Below are 22,420 nucleotides of genomic sequence, written 5' to 3' on the forward strand. Positions count from 1 at the left end.
CATGGAAGCATGTGAAGATATAAGACAGACCTTAGGTATGAAAGATTTATACTCTCACAGAAAAGAAACCATAGAAAGAATCTTCGGAACAGCCAAAGAGAATCATGGTTTTAGATATACGCAGATGTATGGGAAGGCGCGCATGGTAATGAAGGTTGCGCTTACCTTTGCGTGTATGAATTTAAAGAAGCTGGCAAAGATACAGCAAGAATGGGATTTAGAAATGGCCTAAAGGAAGGCCTTTTTACATAAAAATCAAAATATAATCTTAGAAAAATGGAAAGGATGCTGCAAAACTTAGTTTTGCAGCATCCTCTTTGTCTACACTCTGAAATGCATCAGAAAACTGATGCATTTATAAAAACTTTAGGAGTTTTTTCTTATAAAATTAAGCATTAACGATCTTGCCAAAGTCTGGCTTAAGTGAAGCGCCACCGATAAGACCACCATCAATGTTTGGCTTGCTTAATAATTCAGCTGCGTTTGAAGCGTTCATAGAACCGCCGTACTGAATACGAACAGCCTCTGCTGTAGCACCATCATAAAGCTTAGCAATAAGCTCACGGATGAATGCACAAACTTCTTCAGCCTGATCAGCTGTAGCTGTCTCGCCTGTACCGATAGCCCAGATTGGCTCGTAAGCGATAACAAGATTCTTAACCTGGTCAGCTGTTACGCCTGAAAGGTCCCAAGTAATCTGACGCTCGATCCACTCCTTATATGTGCCAGCCTTGCGAAGTGCAAGAGACTCGCCACAGCAAAGGATTGGTGTAAGACCAGCAGCGAATGCCTTCTTAACCTTAGCGTTGATGAGGATATCATTCTCACCAAAGATGTCACGTCTTTCTGAGTGACCCATGATAACGTACTTAACACCAGCATCTACAAGCATAGGAGCTGAGATTTCGCCTGTGAAAGCACCCTTATCCTCGATGTAGAAGTTCTCAGCACCAACGTTTACGTTTGTGCCTTTTACAGCCTCTACTACAGGAACGATGTCGATTGCAGGTACGCAATATACTACATCAACATCATCATTCTTTACTAAATCCTTAAGCTCAGCAACAAGCTTTACAGCCTCAGAAGGTGTCATGTTCATCTTCCAGTTGCCGGCAATAATTCTTCTTCTTGCCATAATTTACCTCTTCTCTCGCCATTTCGCCATCAATTTATCAAACACTCTCACAGACACGCTTTCGCTCTTATTCGCTCATTGCCCTACGTAAGATGCCACTTTCGTGCCATCTAAGTAGGGATGGCTCATCAAGGTCTTTTGAGAGTATTTGCTAAATTTCTGACTCATGGCTACTTAAAATTATTTTAATAATAAAAATATATCGCCTTTACGATTTATTTATCATCTGCTGCGTAAACGCCTGGAAGCTCCTTACCCTCAAGGAACTCAAGTGATGCACCACCACCTGTAGAGATGTGGCTCATCTTGTCAGCGAAACCAAGCTGGTTAACAGCTGCTGCTGAATCACCACCACCGATGATTGTTGTAGCATCTGTATCAGCAAGTGCCTGAGCAACTGCCTTTGTACCTGCAGCAAGTGCTGGGTTCTCGAAAAGACCCATTGGTCCGTTCCAAAGAACTGTCTTAGCAGACTTAACCTTGCTAGCGTAAAGCTCTACTGTCTTAGGTCCGATATCGCAACCCATCTGATCAGCTGGCATATCCTCGTTGAGGTATGTTGATGTCTCAACTGGAGCATCGATAGGATCAGGGAATGAACCGATTGTAACTGAGTCAAGTGGAAGAAGGATTTCCTTACCCATATCCTTAGCCTTTGCAAGCATCTCCTTGCAGTAATCAAGCTTAGAGTCATCGCAAAGTGATGTACCGATTTCGTATCCCATAGCCTTAAGGAATGTGAATGCCATACCACCACCGATGATAAGTGTATCGCACTTCTCAAGAAGGTTGTTGATTACGTTAAGCTTATCAGCAACCTTAGCACCACCAAGGATTGCTACGAATGGATGAACTGGATTCTCTACAGCGTTTCCAAGGAAATCGATTTCCTTCTGCATAAGGTATCCAACTACGTTAGAACCACCCTTAGCTGAGATGAACTTTGTAACACCAGCTACAGAAGCGTGAGCTCTGTGTGATGAACCGAAAGCATCGCATACATAATCATCTGCAAGATCAGCAAGCTCCTTAGAGAATGCCTCACCGTTCTTTGTCTCCTCTTCGCCTCTGAAACGAGTATTCTGAAGAAGAACAACATCACCTTCGTTCATAGCGTTAACAGCAGCTGTAGCAGCCTCACCTGTTACGTTGTAATCTGAAACGAAGTTTACTTCCTTACCAAGCTTCTCTGAAAGGCTCTTTGCAACTGGTGCAAGTGACTCGCCCTCGTTAGGACCATTCTTAACCTTTCCAAGATGCGAGCAAAGGATAACCTTTCCACCATCAGCGATAAGCTTCTTGATTGTTGGAAGAGCTGCGTTAATACGAGTCTCATCTGTGATTACTCCACCCTTAAGTGGTACGTTGAAGTCGCAACGAACAAGAACACGGCGACCCTTTACGTTGATATCATCAACTGTCTTTTTGTTTAATGCCATTTTAAAATCCTCCATTATTCTAAAAAAAGGGCCGCGGTCCAATAGGACCGGACCCTTTTAAAGTCGTATTTCGTAAAAACGAATTAAGCTAACTCTGAGAAGTACTTAATTGTACGAACCATCTGTGATGTGTAGCTGTTCTCGTTATCATACCAAGAAACAACCTGTACTTCGTACTGATCATCAGAGATCTTAGAAACCATTGTCTGTGTAGCATCGAAGAGAGAACCAAATCTCATACCTACGATATCTGAAGAAACGATTTCATCCTCGTTGTAACCGAATGACTCGTTAGCTGCTGCCTTCATAGCTGCGTTGATACCCTCAACTGTAACGTCCTTCTTGTTTACAACTGCTGTAAGGATTGTTGTAGAACCTGTTGGTGTAGGAACACGCTGAGCAGATCCGATAAGCTTTCCGTTAAGCTCTGGGATAACAAGACCGATAGCCTTTGCTGCACCTGTTGAGTTAGGAACGATGTTAACTGCTGCTGCACGTGAACGACGAAGGTCACCCTTTCTCTGTGGGCCATCAAGTGTCATCTGATCACCTGTGTAAGCATGGATTGTTACCATGATACCAGACTGGATTGGAGCGAACTTGTTAAGTGCGTCTGCCATTGGTGCTAAGCAGTTTGTTGTACATGAAGCTGCTGAGATGATTGTATCAGAAGCCTTAAGTGTCTCATGGTTTGTATTGTAAACGATTGTAGGAAGATCGTTTCCTGCTGGAGCAGAGATAACAACCTTTCTAGCACCAGCGTTGATATGAGCCTGTGCCTTTTCCTTTGATGTGTAGAATCCTGAGCACTCAAGAACTACGTCAACCTTAAGATCACCCCATGGGCAATTGTTTGCATCTGGGAATGCATAGATCTTGATTTCCTTACCGCAAACGATGATTGAATCGTCTGTAGATGAAACCTCATCTGCATGCTCGTACTTTCCCTGTGATGAATCATACTTTAAAAGATGTGCTAACATCTTTGGGCTAGTTAAGTCGTTGATTGCTACTACTTCGTAACCTTCTGCTCCGAACATCTGACGGAATGCAAGACGTCCGATACGGCCAAAACCGTTGATTGCTACTCTTACTGCCATTTTTAAATCCTCCTAAAGATTCTTTTAAAATTTTCTAGGACATTATTTGCCCCGTATGCACTTCATTTTATACAAACTTCAAATATAATTCAACCCCAAATTCAAATATTGTTAAATTTTTCTCAAACTTTATTTATTTATAGCCCCAAAACTAGTTTTAAATTAAGGGCTATGATAGAATTATGGGAAAATTAGAATATTAAAAAATAGGAGGCATATATGTTTTGGGACAATCACATGCATTGTAATTTTTCAGGGGATTCCGATGCTGCTCCACTTGATATGATTAATTCTGCCAAGTCAAAGGGACTTAGGGGTATCACCTTTACAGACCACTTGGATATTGATTACCCTGAACAATTTGGTTTTTTCGAGCTTGATTTAGATAACTACTATCCTACTATCAAAGCTCTTGCAGATGAGAATTCAACAGAAGATTTCACCATTTTGACTGGCCTCGAAATAGGTATTCAGCCCCATATTGCAGACAGATGTAACAAAGCCGTTACTGACAAGCCTTACGATTTTATCATCGGAAGCACTCATATTGTGGATGGATGGGACCCTTATTTCGAAAGCTTTTGGTCTAGGGGCGATGAAGAAGCTCTACTTAAAAGATACTATGAATTCATTTTGGAAAATGTTACAGCCTTCACTAATTTTGATACCCTGGGACATTTGGACTACGCCTTTAGATATGCCCCAACAGCACAAAAAAAGCATAATACACACAAGCCTTACGCTGAAATAATCGATGCTATTTTAGAAATTATCATAAAAAATGATAAAGCATTAGAGATAAACACAGCTGCATTCAGAAAAGGAATGAATGCCCCAAATCCTGCCCCATCAATCATTAAAAGATACCATGAATTAGGCGGAAAGCTAATTACTCTAGGGGCCGATGCCCACACTCCAGAGGATGTGGCAGCTGATTTTAACCTGCTTCCAGATTTACTTGAAGACTGCGGCTTCAAAGAATTTGCCGTTTATAAAAACAGAAAGCCTGAGTGTTATCCATTGAGATAACACCCAGGCAATTTTTATTTTTCCAGCTCTGTAAGTGCTGCAACTATATCCTTGCAAATATCTATTTTGCTTTTACCATCTGTTTCTATGGTGATATCAGCGGCTGCCAAATATTTATCCATTCTTTTTGACAGCATGTCCTGAATAAATTCCACATTCATATTGTTTTCAAGAAGCGGTCTGTCGTGATTATCCTTTACTCGTTCATAAATAGTTTCAGGCTTTGCTGTAAGAAGCACTACTTTTCCGTTTTTCTTCATTTCCTGAACATTTACTTCTCTAAGTGGTGTACCTCCTCCGCAGGATATAACCACATTTCTTTCAGACTGCATTTCCTTCAGTAAATTCGTTTCCGCATTTCTGAAGTATTCTTCCCCATGAACACTAAATATATCTGCTATGGACATGCCCTCTCGGTTTACTATTTCCTGGTCCATTTCTAAGGTCTTCATGCCAAAGCATTCACTTAAATAGTTAGCAATTGTTGATTTTCCAGTTCCCATAAACCCAATGAGAACAATGTTGTAGTCGAAGGATTTCCCATTTCTTAATGCTTTTAAGCTTTCCATAGCATTCTCCTTTTGCTCTTTTGATGAATATGATACACTATTTGATAATAAATGACACTTACAAATTGAAGGGAATTATGTTATGAACACTGTTAAAGTAAAAAACGTAGTTATAGGCCAGGGTACACCAAAGATTTGCATTCCTATTATCGGAGCCACTAAGGAAGATATTTTAGCAACAGCCAAAAAGCTTAAAGACGTTCCTCACGATTTAGTGGAATGGCGCGCTGATTGGTTTGATGATGTTTTTGATTTTGATAGTGTAAAAAAGACTTTAGAAGAATTGCGCAAGATTTTAGGTGAAACACCTATATTATTTACCTTCCGTACAGCAAATGAAGGTGGCGAAAAGGCCATTCAAAAGGATGCCTATAAAGACCTTAATAGCTTCGTTATAGCTACAGGCCTTGCAGATATGGTTGATGTTGAGCTTTTCACTGGAGATGACTATGTAAAAGACATAATTTCTGTAGCCCATTCAAATGATGTAAAGGTGGTTGTATCTAATCACGATTTTGACAAGACTCCTGAAAAGGATGAAATAATAAAGCGTCTATGCGCTATGCAAGAGCTGGGTGCTGATATTCCAAAGATTGCTGTTATGCCAAACAGCAAAAAGGATGTTATAACTCTGCTTACATCAACAGAGGAAATGGTAAGTAATTACGCCCATCAGCCAATAGTTACCATGTCAATGGCATCAACTGGGCTTATAAGCAGATTAAGCGGTGAAGTCTTCGGCTCTGCAATTACTTTTGGAGCTTTAGAAAAGGCCTCTGCACCAGGACAGATAAACGCTAGCGAACTAAGCCAAGTGCTTAATATAATTCACAATTCTATGAAATAGACATATTATGACTTCTTGCTGACCAAACAATGAAATTGTCAGCAAGAATCTATAGATTTTTGGCTTTGGCCTTTATACGGGTTAAGGTATTGTCGATGGATTTTTCTGTTTTTCCAAGCCTGCGAGCTATTTCTTTATAGTCCAAATCCTTCATGTAAAGGTCAAATACCTGGTTTTCCATTTTAGAAAGAGCCTGCTTTAATCTATCGATTAAATCCATGTTTTCTTCAGCCTCAATAACAATTTTGGCAGGATCTTCAGCCATATATGCTGGCTCCTCTAATTCTTCTCCACCCTCATTGTACAAGGAAACATAGGCATTCAGTGGGGAATGCTTTTTTCTATTGCTAGCCTCTATGGCTTTAATCATCTGTCTATCAATGCACATCTGGGCAAAATGAAAAAAGGTGACCTCTGAAGTAGTATCATAATCACCTATAGCACCGAAAAGACCAATCATGCCCTCCTGGATTAAATCCTCGTTTTCTCCACCAACAAGAAAGTATTTCTTGGAGTTTTTCAAAACTAAGGGCTTATACTTTTCGCATATAAAATTCAGGATGGCTTGATCGCCATCCTGGTACATTTTTACTAGTTCTTCATCAGAATAAGCTGAATACTCAATCTTAGAATTCATTTAATCCTCTACTTAGTACTATTTATTCTCTGTCTAACAACCTCATATGCTAAAACTCCACATGCAACAGATGCATTAAGGGAGTCGATATCACCGTACATTGGAATTGAAGCAACCATATCACAGTTCTTCTTTACTAAATCTGAAACACCGTGACCTTCGTTACCAATTACAAGACCGATTGAACCTGTAAGGTTAAGGTCATACATGGTAGTGCCGCCCATATCAGCGCATACAAACCACATGCCCTGCTCCTTAAGCTCTTCCATAGTCTTGCTGATATTAGTAACCTTGGCAACTGGAGTGTAATTGATAGCTCCTGCTGATGCCTTGGCAACTGTAGCAGTAAGGCCTACTGCCCTGTGCTTTGGAATAACTACACCGTGAGCCCCAGCCTGATTTGCTGTACGGATAATAGCGCCCAAATTATGTGGATCCTCGATATTATCCAGGATGATAAGAAATGGAGCCTCACCCTTTTCCTTGGCACGAGCCATTATTTCATCAAGCTCTACGTAATCGTAGCTTGCAGCATAGGCTAATACACCCTGGTGCTTTCCTGTTTCTGAAAGCTGGTCCAAGCGTTCCTTTTTAACAAAGCTAACTACTGTGTCCTTGCTCTTTTTAGCCTCACGAAGGATGGTCTGAACTGGGCCGTCCTTACAGCCTTCAAGCACAAACAGCTTGTCAATAGTCTTACCACTTCTGAAGGCCTCTAATACTGCGTTACGACCTTCTACAATTCTACTTTCTTCCATTATTACACCTCATCCGCCCTTCGGGCACCTTATCTCGCTTCCCAGCTCGGTCGTTGCTAAACAGGCTCCACTGGAGCCTAGCAACCCTCAAGGGGAAGGCTTCTATTCTAAAATATCTAAACCTAAAATATTTATACCACGGTTTACCAGCTCACATATACGGTCCATGTCACCTGTAAGATATAGATATCCCATTACGGCTTCGAAGCCTGTAGCCTCCAGATAGTCCATGGTACTGGCGTTTTTAGCCTTTGTATGAGGCTTAGAGTTACGTCCTCGTCGATACCAATCTTTCTCCTCATCTGTAAGCTCTTCCATGAGTGCCATAATCATGGCAGCCTGAGTGGTGGCCTTGACCACCTGGCTAGCCCTCTGGTGAAGCTTGTTTACAGGAGTGTTACCCTTGTTTACAAGTATTGAACGTATAACCAAATCGTAAATTGAATCGCCAATATACGCTAAGGTAAGTGGCGAATATGTACGAATATCCTTGGCCTCAATATTGAATTTGTCGTTCAAATATTCATTTAAACTAAATGCCATACTACTCCCTCACGAGTATCTTTAATCTCAACACCTTTTGCTAAAAGCTCATCACGGATTGCATCTGCTGTAGCAAAATCCTTTGCCTTTTTAGCTTCTGCACGACGAGCGATAGCGTCATTAATATATGCCTCAAGCTCTGCATCTACTGATGAACCAGCATCTGCAAGTGCCTTTGCATGACCAACTAAATCAAGTGAAAGCACCTTATCAAAGCTTTCTACTAAAGCAAGCTTTGTTGCATCATTTGTGTCGGCCTTTAAAGCATCATAAAGGACTGTTACAGCCATTGAAGTGTTAAGGTCGTTAGATACAGCTTCGAGGAATTTAGCCTCGTATTCTGCCTTAACTGCCTCATCAACAGTACCTTCAGACTTAAGCTCTGCTACACGCTTTACAAGCTTATTGTAAGCTGTAACTGTGTTGTCAAGATTCTCCCAAGAGAATACAAGTGGCTTACGGTAGTGTGACTGTAAGCAGAAGAATCTGTAAACAAGTGGATCGTAGCCCTTCTCCTGAAGAAGTGATACTGTAAGGATAGCGCCCTTTGACTTTGACATCTTTCCTGACTGGTCATTAAGGTGATTGCTGTGGAACCAGTAGTTGCACCACTTGTGACCAAGGTATGCCTCTGACTGAGCGATTTCGTTTGTGTGATGTGGGAAGATATTATCTACACCACCACAGTGAATATCCATATACTCACCAAGGTGCTTCATTGAAATGCAAGAGCACTCAATGTGCCAGCCTGGGTAACCAACACCCCATGGGCTGTCCCACTTAAGAGCCTGGTCTTCGAACTTTGACTTTGTAAACCAAAGAACGAAATCAGTCTTGTTCTTTTTATTAACATCCTCTTCTACATCATCACGAACGCCTACCTCAAGGGCTTCCTTTTCAACTGATGATGAGAATACATAATAATCCTCAAGCTTGCTGGTATCAAAATAAACATTTCCACCTGCAACATATGCGTAGCCCTTCTCAAGAAGAACCTCTACCATATGAATGAATTCGGGAATGCAATTTGTAGCTGGCTCAACAACGTCTGGGCGCTTGTTTCCAACTGCATCGAAATCCTTGAAGAAGGCATCTGTATAGAACTTTGCAATCTCCATAACTGTCTTGTGTTCACGCTTTGCACCGGCAACCATCTTGTCTTCGCCTGTATCTGCGTCTGAAGAAAGATGTCCTACATCAGTGATGTTCATAACACGCTTTACATTGTAGCCTGCGTATTCCAAAGACTTAAGTAAAACGTCCTGCATGATATATGTACGGATATTTCCGATGTGTGCGAAATGATATACTGTAGGGCCGCAGGTGTACATGCTGACCTTGCCCTCTTCTCTTGAGTGAAACTCCTCAACCTGTCTGTCTAATGTATTGTAAAAAGTAAACTTATTCATTATTATTCTCCTTTATTTCTAGCGCATCCTCCGCAAGTTGCACAGCTACGTCCGCTGTCGAATACTACGTTGCTGCCATCATAAAATTCGTAGAGCAAACAGACTGCCTGTGAGCTGATGCCCTCCTCGCGGCCTGTGAAGCCTAAGTGTTCTTCTGTAGTGGCCTTAATATTAACCTGACTAACATCAATACCAAGACACTTTGCAACGTTTTCTTCCATCTGCTCAATGTATGGGCGAAGCTTTGGAGCCTGGGCAATAACTGTAGCATCTACATTACCTACCACATATCCTTCATCCATAACAAGCTCTCTGACTTGTTCTAAAAGCTTCATAGAATCAGCCCCCTTATATTTAGGATCTGTATCTGGGAAATGTGCGCCTATATCCTTTAAGCCTGCTGCACCAAGAACAGCATCTGCTATTGCATGTAAAAGTACATCTGCATCGGAATGACCTAATAAACCAAGTGTATGCTCAATCTTTACACCACCGATAATTAAATCACGGCCTTCCACAAGCTTATGTACATCATAACCTGTACCTATTCTCATGTTGCCTCCTAATCTATGTATAGAGAAAACCTCTAAAATATTACCTATTAAACTACTGTATTATATCAAAAAATCCTCAAGTTTAATAGGGGCATTTTAATAGCGCCCCACCGGTACAGGTGGGGCGCTAACTCACTAGTCTAGTATCTCTTCCATCTTGTCCCAGTCGAAGAGCTTTAAGTATTTCTGTAGGTCCTTGAACTTGGCCAGTTCTGCCTCTGGAAGCTTGTAAGCCATTACGTCGTTTATTACCATTTCGGCGCCGTCGTAATCCATCTGCTGCACAAGCTCCTTTAGGGCCTCGTATGCTCCCAAAAGCTCATCCTCTGGAATTGGTTCCTTGGAAGAAGTGTCCTCATCAGCAGCTTCATCTAATCTTGCAAAAAGCTCTCTGAAATTTCGGTAATCAGAAAGAAGCTTTGGTGTATTGATGTTGATAATATCAATGTCTTCCTTCTTGCCAGCTTCTTCAAGCTGCTCTGCAAGGGATGAAAGGTCCATGGCGCCAACTATTCGAGCAGAAGATTTAAGGGCGTGAACCTTAACAGTGTATAGCCTGATATCTCCTGCCTCTAATGCCTGCTCAATGGTATCTGCGTTCAAATCTATGGTGTCATAAAAGTCCTTGAGACTATGCTCATAAACTGCTATACCTCCACTATTTCTAATGCCATCCTCAAGAGAAATAGCCTCTATATCCTTTATCCAGCTTAGATATTCAGGCAGCTTCTGTGGTTCATTTTGAACCTGCTCGCTGGCTGGCTTTTTAATAATCTCATCACCGATGTGCTTCATGATAGTAGCTTCCAAGTACTTACTATCAATTGGCTTTGCAATGTAGCCTAAGAACCCCTTTGACTTGTAAAATTCATCCGCCTCAGGCATAGCGTTTGCAGTCAGTGCATATACAGGCAGATTTGGATAAAGTGCCTTTATCTTTCCCATGGTTTCTATTCCATCCATGCCAGGCATCAAATGATCTAGAAGGACAATGTGGAACTTTTCCTTTTCCAATATACTTAAGCACTCTTCGCCACTGGCTGCAGTGGTAATATTGATTTCAGTTGGTTTTAACAAGCCCTTGATAACAGTTAGATTCATTGGGTTATCATCAACCACAAGAATCCTTGCTCCCGGTGCAATAAACTGTGGAGCGTAAAAGCCTGGAGGCACTGTCTCTATTCTTTCCTTGAAGGTTCCAATCGGAGTTGGGTCCACAATCTTTTGCTTAAATGTAAAGATAAATTCAGAGCCCTCTCCGTAAACACTTTCACACCACAGATTTCCACCCATCAGCTGGGTAAATCTGCGGGAAATATCAAGGCCTAAGCCTGTACCCTGGATTCCACTATTTTTCTTTTCATCCAGTCTTTCATAGGCGGTAAACAGTTTTTCCAAATCCTCTGTTCTTACGCCAATACCTGTATCCTTGACAGAGATTCTCACATTGCAAATATCATCCTCAATACTCTCTATCTTAACACTTAAGGTAAAACCACCTTTTTCTGTATATTTAACAGCATTGGTAAGAAGATTAAGTACTATCTGCTTAACCTTGCCGCCGTCGCCATACAATACCTTTGGAAGATTTTCATCGATATTTACGTCAAATCTCAAATCCTTCTGCTCAGCACGAACTCTAATCATAGTAATGATGGTTCTAAGCTGAGTTTCAGGTTCATAATTATCCTCTACTAAATGCATCTTGCCAGATTCTATCTTGGATATATCCAAAATCTCGTTGATAAGAGACAGCAAGGATTCCGTAGCATTCATAATATCCATGGCATTATTAATAACCGTCATTAGATATGGCCGTGGCACCCCTTCAGGATTTTCACGAAGAATCATCTCATCCATACCCATGATGGTATTGATAGGCGTGCGGATTTCGTGAGATATATTTGCAAGAAAACGGCTCTTGGCACTGTTGGCTCTTTCCGCCTCATCCTTGGCCTGCTGAATCTCTATATACTGACGACGAATGACGGTCCAAGTCATAACACGCCAAACCAACACACCTGTTATAATTGCAACAAGAAGAACCATGATAACTCTTACTAATGTAAGCTCGAAGAAAGTAGGCAGCTTGTTAATATCATAGGTATCCTCGCATATTACCTCCATTGTTGATTCATCTAAAATCTGGATATGAAGTACATATTTGCCATATCTCATTTCTGTAAATTCCAGCGTAGACAGCCCATCCCTATGGATGGTGAAACCAGAATCTACACTGTTTTCTAAGAATACTCTAACAAGAGGATTTGTCATAGAGTAATCTAGAACTGCAGGGGTAATAACAATACGCTTGTTAGAGGCAGGAATAGTGTATGCTCCCTTATCATCTGGCACCAAATGAACATCATCGCAGGTGATACTGGTTATACCTGTTTTGATTTCAATGTTATCAGCCCTGTAATTATTAATATTTACCCTAGATACGCCTGTCATTCCAGCTATATAAAGATTGCCATCTTCGTCCATATCACTGTATTCCTGCAATATAGGCATACTGGTCAATCCATTTGACAATGTGTAAAGCTTATAATCTTCAACAGAATCATTAAGCATATCATCGATTTTTACTACATAGATACCATTTGACGCAAGAACCCATACCTCCTCCTTGTCGTTGCAGAAAATATTGTCATTGTTGTTATAAGGGAAGGTGCTGACATCGGTTATCACCCCATCCTTCATATATTCGATACTGTTGGATGTAACTATCCAATAAAGCTGATGCTTTTCATCCCACTTAATTCTATTTATAACATCACTGGTAAGACCATCAGCCTTGCCTATCTTTGTTACCACATCACCATCAACTACATATATTCCATCACCATCTGTAGCTATATAATTCTTGCCATCTGCGCCAACCTGCAAATCAAGAAATACTGTATTCTTAAGTCCAGAGCTACTATCAAATTTCCTTACTACGCTAAAATCCTTAATGACTGCCATGCCGCCATTCGTAGCCACATAAGCAGTATTATCGTCTGCCACATCAACGCATCTAATCTCGTTACTTGGCATGCCTTCTTCCTTTGTAAAATTAAGAATTTCCCCATCAGTCTTCTGACACACCAGTCCCAGACCATTTGTAAAGGTAGATACCCAGATATTTCCTGCAAAATCCTTGGCAACATCCCTGACAATAGAGTCACCAATATATTTAGTAAGCTCTGTTTCAACAGGATTTTCAAAATTATCCAGTAAATACAGGCCCTCATTGGTGCCCACATAAAGGGAATTCTTGTAAATACAGGTCGAATTAACCACGACATCTTTGATTCCAGCATCACCTGTAACATTTTCAAAATTGTTAGCAACAATCTTCATAACTCCCTGACGTGAGGATGCAATCCAAAGATTTCCCTGATAATCCTCAGTCATCATTTCTATACCGCTGTTAATAGGAAGGTCCTCCAAAACCCGGAATTCACCCCCATCCAAATAACCAAGAGCTGTTTCAGAAGCAACCCACACTCTTTTGCAAGCGTACATAATCCACTTGACTGTTTTTAGCGGTGCTACAGATACTTCCTTCATATCAGAAAGCTGACTTCCAAACTCCCCGTAGTACACCTTGTCAGATTTAGTGCCAATGATGACCTTACCTGCGTGCTCCTTATTTGCACTGATGTGTGATATTTCTAATTCTCCTAATGTTCCATCGGAATAAAATGCTGATATTTGACATGCGTTAATTGAAAAGACTTCCCCTGACTTTGTATAGCCATAAACTGTGCCATCTGGGCCAGCGTCCATCCTTAAGATTCGTTTACTATTGATTCTATCATCATCTAATAGATGCAGATTATTAGCGGTATCATAGAATGCGATACCATCAGTTGTTCCTATTAAAATGTTACCCTTTTCATCCTCTGCAAAGGTGCGAATAGATGAAGATGGAAGGCCCATTTCATCAGTAAGATGTATTGGATTTCTTTTATCGTCAAAATACACTACACCATTATCATTGGTGCCAATCCATATTCTTCCCTGAGAGTCCTCAAAAAGTGCTCTTGCACTGGTAAGTCCATCAGTGTTATTAAATCTATAAAAATTGGAACCATCGTATCTGATGATTCCACTATATCCTCCAATCCAAATATAGCCCTCGTCTGTACCAAGCACAAAATTAGCCTCCGAGGTAGGAAGACCATTTTTGGCATCATACATTTGGGCATAGTATCCCATATTTTTCAATTGGTTTGAAGCGGCATAGCCGCCTCCCATATTTACTTTATCTTCTGAAGCACTAGCAGCCTTTACATCCCCTGTATTTGCAAACAAAACTACAAATACCACCAAAAAAGAAATTAGCCAGCACCACCTGCTCCTATTTTTTCCCATGCTAGAATTATATCTATGAAAATCATACAAACTGTTACCAAATTATAGTTTTTCTGTGAGGACAGCTATCCCATAAAGAAAACCTTAAGCTTATTTAAGAGCTCGTCCTTGCCTATTGTCTTTAGGAAATATCCCTGTGGATTTAGGGCAAGTACAGCCATAACGCTTTCCTTATCGTCCCTTCCTGTTAAAAACATTACAGGAATATTTTTTGTATCATCATCTGCCCTAAGCATTTCAAGCACCTGTGGACCATCGGTAACAGGCATCTCATAATCTAACAAGATTAAATCTACTGTGTTGTTACTGCCCAGCCATTTGATGGCACGAAGTCCAGATGTAGCCATAGAAACCTTATAAGAATCCTTTAGCCACTCACGAACAAGACTCATATAGTTTGGATCATCATCAACAATCAAAATGCTTCGCTTTAGTTCATCTGACGCAGCCTGCTTATTAAAAATGTTTATACAGTCAATATAGTCATCATAAACAAGTGGTCTTGATAGAATCTTATAAATCAATTGTGAAGGAATACTCGCTGCAACCTCATTAGCATCTACAGGATCCCCTATAAGGATAATTTGTTTATCATCATCCTCCATTTTATCTACCAGGAATGTACGAATGTCATCGGTAAATCTATCTTCCTTTTCCATGTAGAAGGTAACTAGTGCTGTCTCATCCCAGTGGTCATGAATATCATCTAAATTTAGGGTTACAAAAAATGCATCGATATCCACATCCTTTAGTTTCTTTAAAAGAACTCTTATGATGAAGGATTCCTTTGCCCCTATAATCATTATCTTATTCTCTTTCATAATCTCCTCCGTAAGCCTATTTATTCTTTAGTAGCTCTTCCATTTTATCCCAATTGAAGGTCTTTAACGCCTTTTCTATGTCCTTGAAAAGCTTATCCTCTTCCCCTGGCAGCCGATACTGTTTTATCTCGGATACTATCATCTCTATAGAATCAAAATCCATCTGCGGTGCCAGCTCTTTAATGGCCTCTATAGCACCTGAAAGCTCCTCAGGCGGGATTGGCTCCTTATCGCTGTTGTCCCCTTGATTACTAGGATTAAGGCCTGCCAAAATATCTAAATATCCCTGGTACTCTTCTAACATATCGCTATAATGTCTGTTGATGTAATCCCAGTTGTTCTTTTTACCGGCATCCTCCAACCATTTTGCCTTTTCGGAAAGGTCGTGGGCACCGATAATTCTAGCAGAGCTTTTAAGGGCGTGAACCTTTATGGTGAACAGCTTTATATCCTTCTCTTTGTAGGCTGTGTCAATTACTTCACTATTCTCTTCTATTGTATCCAAAAACAGCTTTAAAGAAAATACAAAACTCTCGGCACCGCCACTATATTTTATGCCGTCATCAACATTGATACCTTCCACATCGTAAAGCCAATCATAACCCTCTGGTAATCGGCTAAATTCCGCTATGGCATCAACATCTGCATCCATAACAGCGTCGTCTGGAAGATATAATCTAATCACATTTTCCAAGGTCTGTCCGTCTACAGGCTTAGGAAGATATCCTGTAAAGCCCTTGGACACATAATACTCCTTACCATTTGCAATGTAATTTGCAGTAAGGGCGATTACAGGCAAATCAGGATATTTCTCCCTGATTTTAGCCACAGTTTCAAGTCCGTCCATGCCTGGCATCATGTGATCCAAAAGCACAAGATTGTAGTCTGCCTCATCCAGCTTCACCAAACATTCCTCACCGGAATCAGCAGTTACTATGTACATTTTTGTATTTGCAAGAAGACCTTTGATAACTGCCAGGTTCATAGGATTATCATCTACTACTAGGATGCTGATATCAGGTGCCACGAATCTAGGGATATATGGTCCCTTTGCAGTCTCCTCTACCTTTTCCTCGAAAAAGCCGATTTCCGTTGGGTCGATTACTATCTGCTTAATCTGGAAGGTAAAGGTTGCACCATTTCCAACTGAGCTTTCGCAGGAAAGCTTTCCATCCATAAGCTCCGCAAAATGTCTGGATATATCAAGTCCCAAGCCAGTACCTTGGATATTGCTGTTTTTAACCTCATCCAAGCCTTCAAAGGCATAGAACACCTTTGACAAATCTTCCGGCTTTATGCCAGGCCCGGTATCCTTTACAAGAAATTCTATCAGACAGCTATCCTCATACTTGTGTAGTACTTTAACTCTAAACTCAAAGCCTTTCTCGCCGGTATATTTTAAAGAATTATTCAAAATGTTAAGGACAATCTGCTTAATCTTCACCATGTCGCCGTAAAGCTTTCTTGGCAAAGCTTCGTCGATATCAACATCGAATCTAAGCTCCTGATCGTCACTTCTGGCTCGAATTAAGCCTATTACATCTCGAAGAAGCTCTACTGTATCGTACTCATGCTCCACAAGGCGCATTTTGCCAGATTCAATCTGGGAAATATCAAGTACATCATTTATAAGCGAAAGCAAGGATTCTGATGCGTATTCAATATCCTTAGCGCATTTTGTAACCCTTTCATAATAGCCCTCTGGAACATCTGAATGATCCTCCCTGAGAATCATCTCGTTCATACCCATAATGGTATTTATAGGCGTTCTTATTTCGTGGGAAATATTAGCAAGAAATCTTGATTTTGCTGTGTTGGCCTGTTCCGCTTTAACCTTGGCCTCCTGCAAATCGTTCATGTTAAGAATTTCCGAAAAATATAGCTCCACTACCATGCCTACCATGGTGATATTTGTAAGTGACAAGCCATAAAGGAAAAACTGCAGAATGCAGGCGATGAATGGCAAGCATGTAAACAAAAAAAGTGGTACATACGTGCGTCTTCTTAGTCTATTTTTATATTGAACAGTCACTGAAAACTGCAGAATTATCATTAACAATGGGAAGACATAGGAAATTCCAATGAATGGTCCTCTCTGATAATGATTTGTGGAATCAAAGGTGTAATACAATCCTGTAAATTGAGATATTATCAAACAAATAACACCTGCAGTAAATAGCCCCTCGCATACTGCAAAACGTTTTGGCAATCTACTCATGTGGGCTTCAGTACGATACATCTCCATCAAATACTGATTAAAAGAATGAGCAAGGGCCAGTGATAAAAAGTACACCAAGAAATTACCGATACGAACTACCCAATATCCTGTCATGCTCACGTCGCCCCTATATATATACGTCAAACGATCCGCAATCAATAAAAACATTGCTGAAAATTGCATATATAAAAGTGCGCCACGACGTCTTTTGCTAAGTATATTAGTGTTACCTGTGAGAATTATAAGCACCCCACAGGCGCCACTTAGAAATAGCATTATCTGAAGTTGGAACTCTCGTAAGAAATCCATCATAATCTGTTACCCCAAATATCCCTTTCACATTAATCCTTGTATTTCTCCATAACCTTTAATACTTCATCCTTGGCTTCAACAAAGACCTCCACACATTTTGGGTCGAAATGGGTACCTGCATCCTTTTGGAGAGTAGCAATAGCATCCTCATAAGACATTGCATCCTTGTATACTCGTTTAGATGACAGGGCATCAAATACATCTGCAACTGCCATTATTCGTGCAGAAAGAGGAATTACCTGCCCCTTTAAGCCCTCTGGGTAGCCGGAGCCATCCCACTTTTCGTGATGATAGCCTGCCATATTTCTGGCTTCCTTAAGATAATTCTCACCCTGCACAGCCTTTATCGCCTTTTCGATAATCTTTCGACCATCTTCTGCATGAGTCTTCATTATTGCAAACTCCTCATCAGTGAGCTTGCCAGGCTTGTTTAAAATAGCATCTGGAATATTAATCTTTCCAATGTCGTGAAGTGGAGCAGATAAAACAACATCAGAAATATACTTTGGTGTTATCTTTGATGCATAATACCCCTTCTTCTTAAGACCTTCGACAATGATTTTCACATAATCAGCTGTCTTTTGAATGTGATAACCAGTATCCTTATCACGATTTTCCACCATGTCCGCCATGGTAATAATCAAACCAGTCTGCATCTGATTGATGGTCTTGGCCTGATACTGGAGGTCGTTCATCTGATTCATGGAATCCTCTGCCATTTTGCAGATTGCATGATACAGAAATTCCAATTCATCATTTGTCTTTAGATTAATAGCTTGCATTTCATCCACAGCTTCTTTAGATATGGAATGATTTTCGGCGTAAGCCATTATATTGTTGGTGCTGATAGCGATGGCATTCATTGGATAGACCAGATAATATTTAACAATCCACACGCCTGTATATACGATAAACAACAAATAGCCTGAAAAAATAAGGGTTACTCTGATAAGATATTGCTTTGCAAAATACACATTTTCTTCAGTAGGCAAATCCTTGCTGGCAAAATTCCAAAAGATGCTCATGCTTATCCATACAATCAGTACTGTTATAAGCACTGCAGCAGAAATTACAATCACGGTAATTCTTTTTTGCAGATTCCCGCTTCTTTCATCTGAAATTGCATAATCTTTAATTTGCTGCTTTGATAGAGGAGTTTGCTTCCAGCCTAAATTAGCTATTTCAGTAAGGTTTTCTTCCGGAAGTATGCCCACAAGTCCAAGCACTATAGCGGTAGAAAAGCTCTTATCTACTAAATTCAGCAAAAAATGAACCAGAACAAAATTAACTGTGAAATTATTAATATATTTTGATGATAAATAACTAGATAATCTATTCAGTATCTCAAACTGAGGTGATCCAAGTATTAAAAGCTGTATTATCGACCCAATAACGCCACTAATTGCCGCAATGACAACAACAAATAAAAGAACCGGAACTCCCCGTTCTTTCTTTTACTAGGCAACCAGGCTCCTGCAATAATAGCTATTAAAATGCTAACTATAGAATAATAAATAGATGATTGATTAAAAATTGCAGAAATTATATTAGTACATAAGGCAACTATAAGTGCTGGCATGCCACCTGCGACACAAGCAACACCTATAGTTCCTATAGTATCCATATAAAGTGGGAGGTGAATAAGATTTGCTAAAAACCCAAAGCTCACATTTACAACAATACCCCCAACAACAGTAACAAATAACAGTCTCAAATATTTGTCTCTCATGTCCCGTAATTCCCCTATACTAAGGTTTTATACATATCACGGACAATATACCACAAAAATATGAACAAAGAGTGTTATGCCATGGCGGAACTATTGTACTGTTATTCTAATCCTGCCTTAGAATACTTGTGGGATTCGCTTTCGCCCCATTCAAGTCCTTCGTCTGTGTAATTTGCCTCAGCAAGAACGATTTCCCCATCCTTAATTTCCTTTATAGATTTGCTGGTTTCAAGCGAACCTAATTCTCTGATTCCCTTTGAAACTTCGAATAAGACGATTTTTCCTTCTGCTGAAACAACGATGTAATTACCGTCCTTGGCGTGAACGTATACACCTGATGCATATACGTATTCTGATGACTTACGTGTAACGCTGGCGTCACCTACAACAATCTGGTATGATGATTCGCCATCATCTGAAGTCTCATTTAATATACATACATTTTCAAGAGTGCCATCATTGTTTACATCAAACTTTTCATTGAAGCCCTGAATAGATAAATCCTCTGTGTAGAATCCGTTTTCAGGAATATAGGCTTCGTTGAATTTTTCAAATTCAGTGTATGGAACAGTAAAGCTAACAATACCTGCTGCATAAGGAGCAAGATCATACTGCTGGAACATGAAAGTAATTCCGGTGTGATCAAGGTAATTCTCTGGGAAGGAACCCTCATCGAAATACTGGTCGATTACCTCTTTGTAAGAGGTTACATCATCGTCAAATAAAGTGGCCTTTGCAATATCTGCAGATTCATCAATAGTAGTAAGAATGAAGTTCTTTGATGCTGCTGCAATCTTCTCTTCATTACCAAAATCGCTTACAGTAAGCTGTTTTCCAGTATTCACATCAAAAGTGAAGCCCTCCAATAGGGAACTGCCATGTGCTCCACCTGTATAATATGATGTGTCAATTACAAAGCTAAGTATTGCCTCGTCTGCACAAACCACAGAAACACTTTCATTCTGCTGATATTTAAAAACCTCATATTCAAGACCTTCCTCTTCAGCGTATTGCTCCTGGTCCTCGTTCATCTCCTTGGCTTCTTTATTCTGCTGCTCGATACCGCCATTGAAAAGAGATACTCTGCCAGAGAAGAATTCATCTAAAGCCTTTGCTAAAGCTTCGTGCTTATCATCTGTGATTTGTATACATTCTACGCTACCCTCGAAATAATCATAGCCCTCTGCTGCAACTGATGTGATTGCATATTCAGGCTTAGATGGAGCTTCCTCTTCAGTATTTGTAGTAGCTTCTGTGCTTTCGCTATCCTTTTTTGTATCAGTGATAGCTGTAGCTTTTGTATCAGTATTATCCTTTTTACCACAACCAAAGCAGGTTGTAATTGCTAGTGTTAACGCAAGTAAAAGTGCTATTCTTTTTTTCATTACCTACCTCCAACGTTTAACCAATTCGTTTTCAAGTTCAGTATACATAAACTCCGTATTATTTCAAGTAGTACAGTTCAAATTTAAGAATTCTTTACATTTATTTAAGAATTACTCAAAAAGATCAGGATTCCCCAACCCCTCGGGGAATCCTGATGAAAGGAGGATTTATTATAACAAAAAAGACAATAAACTATTTAACAACCAAGCGCTTAGCACCTTCTGCTGCAAGTGCACTTCTCACTGTCTCGCTTTCTTCGAAGGTTATCTGGGCGCAAAGTGTAGAGTCCTTCATTCTCTCTGCTGCAAAGGTAAGTCCATTGTTCTTCCTATCCAGCTTAGGAGAATCAATCTGATCTGGGTCACCTAAAAGTACTACCTTGGAACCCTTGCCTGCACGGGTGATGATTTCAAGAATCTGACCGATTGTACAGTTCTGGGCTTCATCCACGATTACGAAGGAATTGACAAGGGAACGACCTCTCATGTAAGCCAGTGAGCAGATTTCAATGATACCTGTTTCAAACATGTCCTCAATCTGCATTTTTATCTGGTCCTTCTCCTCGTTCTGTCCCTTTAACAGTACCTGAAGGTTATCCATAAATGGTGCAATAAGAGGAGTCATCTTTTCCTCCAAATCACCTGGTAAAAATCCTAAATCATTATCTGAAAGAGTATTGCTTCTTGTAATCATTATTCTGTCAAAGCCACTGTGATAATAGCCCTGCAATCCAGCTGCCAAAGAAAGGAAGGTTTTAGCGGTTCCTGCGCTACCCTTTAAAATAACAAGTGGTAATTCCTCTGGACTAGCCAAAAGTGCATAAAGTGCGAATCTTTGACCTACATTTCTTGGCTGACAATATGGAGTGTAATAATCCCTGTCCTTAAGGATGTGCCAGCCATCAGTTTTAAAGGTATAGAGAGCTGAATTGCTACCATCCCGACAAATTCCAAATTCGTTTTCAATGAATCCCTTATTAAAAGGACTTTCGATATCCTCTGGGGTGATATCTCGTCTACCGGTGTAATTCTCATTGTTGAGAATCATCTCGTTGTGATAGCCTTGAACCACGCAGCCACACATTGTAGCATTGATTCTCATAGAGATATCATTTGTTACAAGTATTGTCTCTAAATCGGATTTCTTGGAAATTCCAAGGACACAATTAATTATTCTGTTGTCAGGCCTATCGAGCGAAAATTCTGCTGGAATCAGCTTCTCATATTCAGATTCTTTTTCAATAATAAAGGTACCGCCATTTGGCATTGTAACCCCACTCGCATAATCACCCTCTACGGATTCAATGTTTCTTATGCTTTCACGTGCGCCGTAGCCCACCTCAGCATAGGCTGTCTTCTTTGAATCTAGCTCCTGCAGAGTAGTCGTTGTGATAATAACGTTATTATCATCAAAACCGAAAAGCGCTGTAGGGCAATGAATCAAAATGTTGGTGTCTAGTACGTAGTTTTTCTTCATAGGGTCACGCTCCTTTATTAAATTTGATAATATAATTTTATACTAACTGGCCTTCAAGTTCTACAATATTTTGTGCATTTCTATGTTTATTGTGTG

At 40.2% G+C, this 22,420-nt stretch carries 17 protein-coding genes and 2 pseudogenes; 3 read left to right on the forward strand and 16 right to left on the reverse strand.

Features of this window, described 5'->3' with window-relative positions:
- Positions 1-214 (forward strand): annotated as a pseudogene (locus tag BM097_RS07555) (transposase); the annotation flags it as partial.
- A 174-nt stretch (positions 215-388) separates the two neighbouring features.
- On the opposite strand, the gene tpiA reads toward BM097_RS07555, so the two are convergent.
- The 3 genes from tpiA to gap all read right to left on the reverse strand — a co-directional run bounded on the left by tpiA (position 389) and on the right by gap (position 3,674).
- Positions 389-1,135: a triose-phosphate isomerase gene (gene tpiA, locus BM097_RS07560; protein WP_074790640.1), complete on the reverse strand. Its 747-nt coding sequence runs from the start codon at positions 1,133-1,135 to the stop codon at positions 389-391.
- A gap of 215 nt (positions 1,136-1,350) precedes the next feature.
- Positions 1,351-2,574, reverse strand: a complete 1,224-nt coding sequence (locus BM097_RS07565; RefSeq protein ID WP_090547631.1) for a phosphoglycerate kinase — start codon at positions 2,572-2,574, stop codon at positions 1,351-1,353.
- A gap of 83 nt (positions 2,575-2,657) precedes the next feature.
- Positions 2,658-3,674, reverse strand: a complete 1,017-nt coding sequence (gap, locus tag BM097_RS07570; protein ID WP_090547633.1) for a type I glyceraldehyde-3-phosphate dehydrogenase — start codon at positions 3,672-3,674, stop codon at positions 2,658-2,660.
- A 219-nt stretch (positions 3,675-3,893) separates the two neighbouring features.
- Between gap and BM097_RS07575 the strand changes: the two genes are divergently transcribed.
- The gene (locus tag BM097_RS07575) at positions 3,894-4,703 is read left to right on the forward strand and encodes a histidinol-phosphatase HisJ family protein (RefSeq protein ID WP_090547636.1); all 810 of its coding nucleotides are present in this window, start codon (positions 3,894-3,896) and stop codon (positions 4,701-4,703) included.
- Positions 4,704-4,717: 14 nt separating this feature from the next.
- Here the strand turns inward: BM097_RS07575 and BM097_RS07580 are convergent.
- Positions 4,718-5,260 (reverse strand): annotated as a pseudogene (locus tag BM097_RS07580) (shikimate kinase); the annotation flags it as partial.
- A 94-nt stretch (positions 5,261-5,354) separates the two neighbouring features.
- Between BM097_RS07580 and aroD the strand changes: the two are divergent.
- Complete coding sequence (aroD, locus tag BM097_RS07585) at positions 5,355-6,119, forward strand: type I 3-dehydroquinate dehydratase (RefSeq protein ID WP_090547641.1); 765 nt, start codon at positions 5,355-5,357, stop codon at positions 6,117-6,119.
- 49 nt (positions 6,120-6,168) lie between these two features.
- Here the strand turns inward: aroD and BM097_RS07590 are convergent, their stop codons facing one another.
- From BM097_RS07590 to BM097_RS07645, 12 genes are all read right to left on the reverse strand, one after another.
- Positions 6,169-6,756 carry a sigma-70 family RNA polymerase sigma factor gene (locus BM097_RS07590; RefSeq protein WP_090547643.1) on the reverse strand — a complete coding sequence of 196 codons (588 nt, stop codon included), beginning with the start codon at positions 6,754-6,756 and terminating at the stop codon, positions 6,169-6,171.
- Positions 6,757-6,764: 8 nt separating this feature from the next.
- Positions 6,765-7,514 (reverse strand): 23S rRNA (guanosine(2251)-2'-O)-methyltransferase RlmB, encoded by a 750-nt coding sequence (rlmB, locus tag BM097_RS07595; protein ID WP_090547645.1) that lies wholly within the window; start codon positions 7,512-7,514, stop codon positions 6,765-6,767.
- Positions 7,515-7,616: 102 nt separating this feature from the next.
- On the reverse strand, positions 7,617-8,057 hold the full coding sequence (locus BM097_RS07600) for a Mini-ribonuclease 3 (RefSeq protein WP_090547647.1): 441 nt from the start codon (positions 8,055-8,057) through the stop codon (positions 7,617-7,619).
- Entirely contained in the window at positions 8,042-9,469 is a 1,428-nt protein-coding gene (gene cysS, locus BM097_RS07605) for a cysteine--tRNA ligase (protein ID WP_090547649.1), read from the reverse strand. Before cysS ends, BM097_RS07600 begins: the two co-directional genes overlap by 16 nt.
- Positions 9,469-10,020 (reverse strand): 2-C-methyl-D-erythritol 2,4-cyclodiphosphate synthase, encoded by a 552-nt coding sequence (ispF, locus tag BM097_RS07610; RefSeq protein WP_090547652.1) that lies wholly within the window; start codon positions 10,018-10,020, stop codon positions 9,469-9,471. Before ispF ends, cysS begins: the two co-directional genes overlap by 1 nt.
- A 135-nt stretch (positions 10,021-10,155) precedes the next feature.
- On the reverse strand, positions 10,156-14,322 hold the full coding sequence (locus BM097_RS07615; protein WP_242944677.1) for a hybrid sensor histidine kinase/response regulator: 4,167 nt from the start codon (positions 14,320-14,322) through the stop codon (positions 10,156-10,158).
- Positions 14,323-14,447: 125 nt separating this feature from the next.
- Positions 14,448-15,203 (reverse strand): response regulator, encoded by a 756-nt coding sequence (locus tag BM097_RS07620; RefSeq protein WP_090547660.1) that lies wholly within the window; start codon positions 15,201-15,203, stop codon positions 14,448-14,450.
- Between the two features lie 16 nt (positions 15,204-15,219).
- Positions 15,220-17,733, reverse strand: coding sequence for a response regulator (locus BM097_RS07625; RefSeq protein ID WP_090547663.1), 2,514 nt, complete (start codon positions 17,731-17,733; stop codon positions 15,220-15,222).
- Between the two features lie 29 nt (positions 17,734-17,762).
- On the reverse strand, positions 17,763-18,998 hold the full coding sequence (locus BM097_RS07630) for an HD-GYP domain-containing protein (protein WP_143084967.1): 1,236 nt from the start codon (positions 18,996-18,998) through the stop codon (positions 17,763-17,765).
- A 113-nt stretch (positions 18,999-19,111) separates the two neighbouring features.
- A complete protein-coding gene (locus BM097_RS07635) occupies positions 19,112-19,462 on the reverse strand; it encodes a hypothetical protein (RefSeq protein WP_090547667.1) in 351 nt (116 codons plus the stop codon).
- 101 nt (positions 19,463-19,563) lie between these two features.
- Complete coding sequence (locus tag BM097_RS07640) at positions 19,564-20,847, reverse strand: DUF3298 and DUF4163 domain-containing protein (protein WP_090547670.1); 1,284 nt, start codon at positions 20,845-20,847, stop codon at positions 19,564-19,566.
- 193 nt (positions 20,848-21,040) lie between these two features.
- Positions 21,041-22,324, reverse strand: coding sequence for a PhoH family protein (locus BM097_RS07645; protein WP_090547672.1), 1,284 nt, complete (start codon positions 22,322-22,324; stop codon positions 21,041-21,043).
- Positions 22,325-22,420: the final 96 nt, after the last annotated feature.

The organism is Pseudobutyrivibrio sp. OR37 (assembly GCF_900113655.1).
Classification (GTDB): Bacteria; Bacillota; Clostridia; order Lachnospirales; family Lachnospiraceae; genus Pseudobutyrivibrio.

What these genes read in the sequence shown, in the direction of transcription:
- tpiA (WP_074790640.1), bottom strand. Translation starts at nt 1,135, where the DNA reads ATGGCAAGAAGAAGAATTATTGCCGGCAACTGGAAGATGAACATGACA.
- BM097_RS07565 (WP_090547631.1), bottom strand. Translation starts at nt 2,574, where the DNA reads ATGGCATTAAACAAAAAGACAGTTGATGATATCAACGTAAAGGGTCGC.
- gap (WP_090547633.1), bottom strand. Translation starts at nt 3,674, where the DNA reads ATGGCAGTAAGAGTAGCAATCAACGGTTTTGGCCGTATCGGACGTCTT.
- BM097_RS07575 (WP_090547636.1), top strand. Translation starts at nt 3,894, where the DNA reads ATGTTTTGGGACAATCACATGCATTGTAATTTTTCAGGGGATTCCGAT.
- aroD (WP_090547641.1), top strand. Translation starts at nt 5,355, where the DNA reads ATGAACACTGTTAAAGTAAAAAACGTAGTTATAGGCCAGGGTACACCA.
- BM097_RS07590 (WP_090547643.1), bottom strand. Translation starts at nt 6,756, where the DNA reads ATGAATTCTAAGATTGAGTATTCAGCTTATTCTGATGAAGAACTAGTA.
- rlmB (WP_090547645.1), bottom strand. Translation starts at nt 7,514, where the DNA reads ATGGAAGAAAGTAGAATTGTAGAAGGTCGTAACGCAGTATTAGAGGCC.
- BM097_RS07600 (WP_090547647.1), bottom strand. Translation starts at nt 8,057, where the DNA reads ATGGCATTTAGTTTAAATGAATATTTGAACGACAAATTCAATATTGAG.
- ispF (WP_090547652.1), bottom strand. Translation starts at nt 10,020, where the DNA reads ATGAGAATAGGTACAGGTTATGATGTACATAAGCTTGTGGAAGGCCGT.
- BM097_RS07620 (WP_090547660.1), bottom strand. Translation starts at nt 15,203, where the DNA reads ATGAAAGAGAATAAGATAATGATTATAGGGGCAAAGGAATCCTTCATC.
- BM097_RS07625 (WP_090547663.1), bottom strand. Translation starts at nt 17,733, where the DNA reads ATGATGGATTTCTTACGAGAGTTCCAACTTCAGATAATGCTATTTCTA.
- BM097_RS07635 (WP_090547667.1), bottom strand. Translation starts at nt 19,462, where the DNA reads ATGAGAGACAAATATTTGAGACTGTTATTTGTTACTGTTGTTGGGGGT.
- BM097_RS07640 (WP_090547670.1), bottom strand. Translation starts at nt 20,847, where the DNA reads ATGAAAAAAAGAATAGCACTTTTACTTGCGTTAACACTAGCAATTACA.
- BM097_RS07645 (WP_090547672.1), bottom strand. Translation starts at nt 22,324, where the DNA reads ATGAAGAAAAACTACGTACTAGACACCAACATTTTGATTCATTGCCCT.